The sequence below is a fragment of the Microcystis sp. LE19-10.1B genome (assembly GCF_027530565.1).
Classification (GTDB): Bacteria; Cyanobacteriota; Cyanobacteriia; order Cyanobacteriales; family Microcystaceae; genus Microcystis; species Microcystis aeruginosa.
This window is the reverse complement of sequence record NZ_JAPZQM010000595.1, coordinates 1-4,755: the sequence shown is the minus strand read 5'-3', so window position 1 is coordinate 4,755 and position 4,755 is coordinate 1. Positions and strand designations below refer to the sequence as shown.

At 46.2% G+C, this 4,755-nt stretch carries 3 protein-coding genes; 1 reads left to right on the top strand and 2 read right to left on the bottom strand.

Annotation, left to right across the window (positions count from 1 at the left end; genetic code table 11):
* Positions 1-100 precede the first annotated feature (100 nt).
* Positions 101-277 (top strand): hypothetical protein, encoded by a 177-nt coding sequence (locus tag O9332_RS21560; RefSeq protein ID WP_288027339.1) that lies wholly within the window; start codon positions 101-103, stop codon positions 275-277.
* Positions 278-515: 238 nt separating this feature from the next.
* Here O9332_RS21560 and O9332_RS21555 read toward each other — a convergent pair whose 3' ends face one another.
* Both O9332_RS21555 and O9332_RS21550 read right to left on the bottom strand, forming a co-directional pair.
* Positions 516-1,727 carry a glycosyltransferase gene (locus tag O9332_RS21555; RefSeq protein ID WP_002757617.1) on the bottom strand — a complete coding sequence of 404 codons (1,212 nt, stop codon included), beginning with the start codon at positions 1,725-1,727 and terminating at the stop codon, positions 516-518.
* Between the two features lie 73 nt (positions 1,728-1,800).
* The gene (locus O9332_RS21550; protein ID WP_002757616.1) at positions 1,801-4,479 is read right to left on the bottom strand and encodes a methyl-accepting chemotaxis protein; all 2,679 of its coding nucleotides are present in this window, start codon (positions 4,477-4,479) and stop codon (positions 1,801-1,803) included.
* Between the last annotated feature and the right edge of the window lie 276 nt (positions 4,480-4,755).

Genomic DNA, 4,755 nt, shown 5'->3' with positions numbered 1-4,755 from the left:
AAGACTTTTAGACTTTTTGTCAATCAAAAAGTACCAGATATGGGAGTGGTCGGGGGGAAAATTCCGGGACTTTTTCCCTGAAAATTAGGTAATTTACCCGATGAAAATGGGTAAAACCCCACACCCCACACCCCACACCCTACACCCTGCCCCTAGGAAAAACTTTTTCAGCAGACCCCAATTACACGGCAGCAATTATCTCTTGATCATTTCTATCAAAACCCCTAAGTCTTCAGCGTCTAACTCCTCGATAATCCTATTAAGAATTAATTCGTAAAAATCCTCACAGGAGTTGAATAGACAGGGTTTTAAGTAGGTGGGTGGAATTAAATATAAGATGAACGTAGGTTGGGTTTCATGCTTCAACCCAACCTACGCATGGGTTACGCTACCGCTAACCCATCCTACAAATAATTGTGCCTCCCTACTTAGCAATCAGATGTACTGCATTTCAACTGCCTATTGAGAATTTTAGTACAGTGGCGGCTCCCAATCTTCGCGACAACGGTGAACAGTTACTGTTCAGAGTTCAATACACTTGCTCCCAGAGCTTCTAGGGTTTCTTGCAGCATTTCAGCGCGAGAGACATTACCCTGATCTTTCAATAATTGTAGGCCTTTTTGCCAAATCTCGATCGCCTCATTATAACTACCGAAAACTATATAAGCAACCCCTAGATTTTGGTAAATAGTGGGATTATCCTGGTTTAACTTGAGAGCTTTTTTATAAGCTTTAATCGATTCTGGTAGCCGATGCAGTTGTTTGAGAACCAGTCCTAAATTATAGTAACCATCGGCATAGCTAGGATCAATTTCTACGGTTTTCTCAAAGACAGATAAGGCAGTTTCGTATTTTTCTGCTTCGTATAATAACCCACCGAAATTATTATAAGCACCCAGTTTTAATTTATCTAAAATTGGCTGCTTAATCGCTTTAACAAAATGATCGCCTGATTGCTTAAATTCCTCCACTGAATAATAATAATTAGCGAGATGATAATACAACTCGTATAAAATATGCGGATTAGAGCCATGGCATTTTAAACCGTGTTTGAGCAGCTTAAAACCCTCTTTATCCCTGCCAATCTTCAGATATAACCCTCCCAATTTACTACACACATAGGGATCGTGGGGATGTTGCTGATAAAAACCCTCCATCGCTTTTCTTGCCCGTTCAAACTTATCTAAGCTGGCTATTTTATCGACGGTGTAACCGTAGTGAAAGATAGCAATTTCTGGCAGTTCAACTATTTTCCAACCAGGTTCTTTTTTTAATAAAATAGCCACATTATCATCAATAATTGAGTGATAGGGTCGGGTAAAAGTGACCTGAGGATGTCGGCGAAATAGCCGCGAAATTAGAGAATAAGGTGATTGTACGGCTCCGATTTCATGGCGGATTAAATTAATCACTAAATTTTCCTCTTTTTCCATTGCCCGACGCATTTTCGGTACGATAGCGGCATTTAATTCCTCATCAGCATCAAGGACTAAAATCCAATCGCCAGTAACATATTTTAAAGCCTCATTTCTGGCATCGGAAAAATTACCCCGCCAATCGTAGCTAGGAACTATGGCACCGTAACTTTGAGCAATAGCAATCGTATCATCGGTCGAACCCGTATCCATAACGATCATCTCATCCACCACCCCTTTAACGCTATCCAAACAGCGCCGGAGATTTTCGGCTTCATTTTTGACAATCATGCAGAGACTAAGTTTAGGCATAACTTTACTCACTCTAGCGGTCAATCTTGAGGGATAGCGGCTAATCAATAACCCACTGATTAGCGCTCACCGATTATCGATCATCCTCTGAGTCTACCTTAAACCGTTCTACCGAAGAAAGCAGCTCCCGGGAGATACTCACCAATTTTTGCAGAGAACCCGCCACCCGTTGGGATTCTTGGGAAGTTTCCTGAGCGGTTAACTCCACCGACTGCATAACTTGGGCGACATTGAGGGAATTTTCCCGTTGTTTGACCGTATCGGCGGTAATCGATCGCACCAGCGTATCGATACGATTAGAAACTTGGATAATATCTTCTAGGGACTTCTTCGCCTGTTCCGAGCGCTCGGTGACATCGATAACCTGTTGAATCCCTTCCTCCATCGCCGTCATTACCGAACCCGTTTCCGATTGGATATGTAAAACGATCTGTTCAATTTCCTTAAGCGATTTAGCAGCTCTATCGGCCAACTGACGCACCTCATCGGCCACAACCGCAAAACCGCGGCCCGCCTCTCCTGCTCGCGCCGCTTGAATCGAGGCATTAAGAGCCAATAAATTGGTCCGTGAGGCAATCTGAGAGACTACCGCGACAATTTTCGAGATTTCCTGGGAAGCTTCCGCCAAACGCTTGACTTTTCGCGCCGTTTCTGATACGGTCTCGCGGATTTGTAGAATTCCCGCCACGGTTCTTTCCACGGAATCACCCCCCTTCAGGGCGGTAATCGAGGAAGTGCGGGCGACTTCTTCGGCTTCCCTGGCGTTTTCTGCCACCCGTTGAATTGAGTCGGTCATCATCTGTACCGAATTAAGGGTGACGGCCAATTCCTCCGCCATCCGCAGGGCATCGCTAGACTGATTGCGGGCGAAAGATTCACTATTGGTACTGCCTTGATTCACCTGTTTTGCCGCTTTTTTCACCTGTCGGACAATTTCACGCAGGTTTTGGATAGTCAAATTAAAAGCATCGGCCACCGCCCCTAAAACATCGGCGCTTACCTCCGCTTCCACGGTCAGATCTCCCCGAGCCGCTCCTTCCACATCATCGAGAAGTCGAATCACTTGCCGTTGTAGGTCTTCCCGTTCCCGTTCCGTTTCGGCGGCGCGGCGTTGGGCTTCCGTGGTGGTAGTTACCACCACCCGAGCCATCTGATTGAAACGATTGGCCAGTTGACCGAATTCATCTTCCGAGTAGATCGTCGCTTTAGCGTTAAAATTACCTTCCGAGAGATGATCGAATTGGCTTTGCAGATCGTTGAGACTGCGCTTAATCTGACTAATTAGCAACTGTAAACCTAGCCAAGTCAGGGCCAGGGTTCCCAGTCCGGTTAATAACATCATGGTTAGTACCGGTTGACTGAAGGGGGAAAGACTGGCTGAGGCTGGCGGTTTCGGGGCCGGTTTGGGGGCAACATTTTCGGTTTTTGCCTGGCTATTCGGGGCTGGTTTGGCAGCCAAGAGCGTAGAAAGCCAAGAGGTGGTACTAACGGCAAAAATTATGATCACAGGGGCAATACCCGCTAAGGCCGCTAGGATTAGTTGTTTTTTGCCTAAAGAAGCGTTGACAAAAAAGCCTAATTTGCCCGGATTGACTTCCACCACTGGCTTGAGCAAGAGATCGGAGGCATGGGTAAGATGACTATCTCTTTTGTCATTGGGGGTTTTTAGACGAGAAGGATTAAAACTAGGCTCTCCCACACCAGAACTGGCATTAAGGCGCGCACCGGGTTCGGGGAGAAAACCACCACTTAAAGCTTCCCCCCCCGAAGGGGTAAATAGCTCCCAGTCCCCCAGTCCTTGAACCGTATCCGTCAGAGCCAGTGGGGAAAAACCGTCTAAATCCTCATCATTGAGTTCTGGTTCCCCAAAATCTCCGGTTTCGTCTTCCTCGTATCTTTTTTGAGTGACTCTGCCCTGATTAAGGCCAGTTTTTGCCCCTTGTGGGTGGGTCGATTCCAGGTCAATGGCAAAAGTGCTTTCTTCTAGGGTATCCCTATAGGATAACTCCTGATCTCTACCGGTCAGGGGATTTCCCCCCAGATCAGAGGAAACCATAAAAGTGGCTTCTCCCGTTGACCCTAACTCACCGTCCCACCCTTCCTCCAGCGAGTCAATCTCCGCCGCTTCTAAAAAGGGGAAAGGGGCTTCCCCCTCCGCCGAATCGCTAGACCACTGGGAACCGTGAGAGCCAGGGCCCGGCAGGGTAAGGGAACTAAAGGCGGTTTCCTCCGATTCCTCAAAATCATCGTCATAGGAATGGACTTTACTTACCGTAGGCTCGCTGGGATCCTCCTCATTGAAAAGACTACTATTCCAATCCAGCCCTTTTTTTTGTCCATCGGGGGCAGCCCCTTGCGACTTCCAGGAGCGAGAACGGTTAAAACTTTGACTTGGATCGAAAGCTGCCTCGCTGTAGGCAATGCTTTCCGTAGCAGCGATCGTAAAATCTCCCTCCTCGGCTTCAAAACGCAATTGCCGAATCTGATCGAGACCACGCTGGGCATAATCGGCTAGATCGGAACTATTGGGAGAATTTTTAGCCAATTGCAGCACTTTTTCGTAACGCTCCTCCGCCAATCTGTATTGTTGTAGTCCTAGATGAATGTGACCCTGTAAAAGCATGACATTGGCATCCTCGGGATACTTGCTGATCATCTCTTTGACAATGACGGCGGCATCCTCAAGGTTGCCCTGGCAATAGGCGGTGTTAGCCTTTCTATAGAGTTTTGCGTATTCTGTCCCTGACGGCATTTGCCCCTCCCCTAGTAAAGTTAAATGAAGTAGTTATAGCGTTTCCTGTTCGCACTAGGTACATTATCGATGTTGAAAAGCTTAATTAGCAAAGGTTTAAGTGTGCCACACAGGTGTGAGAACCGCTATAGTAGTTTAGAACTCTTGCAAATTAATTATATGTTATAATGATGGGTTAACTAATTTTCCCCAAAAAATTAGTTAATCAGTACATTTGTCCTGAATGAAAACTTGAAGTTTAACTTTTAACTCAAAACTCTTTAGAGCTGCTTTAAT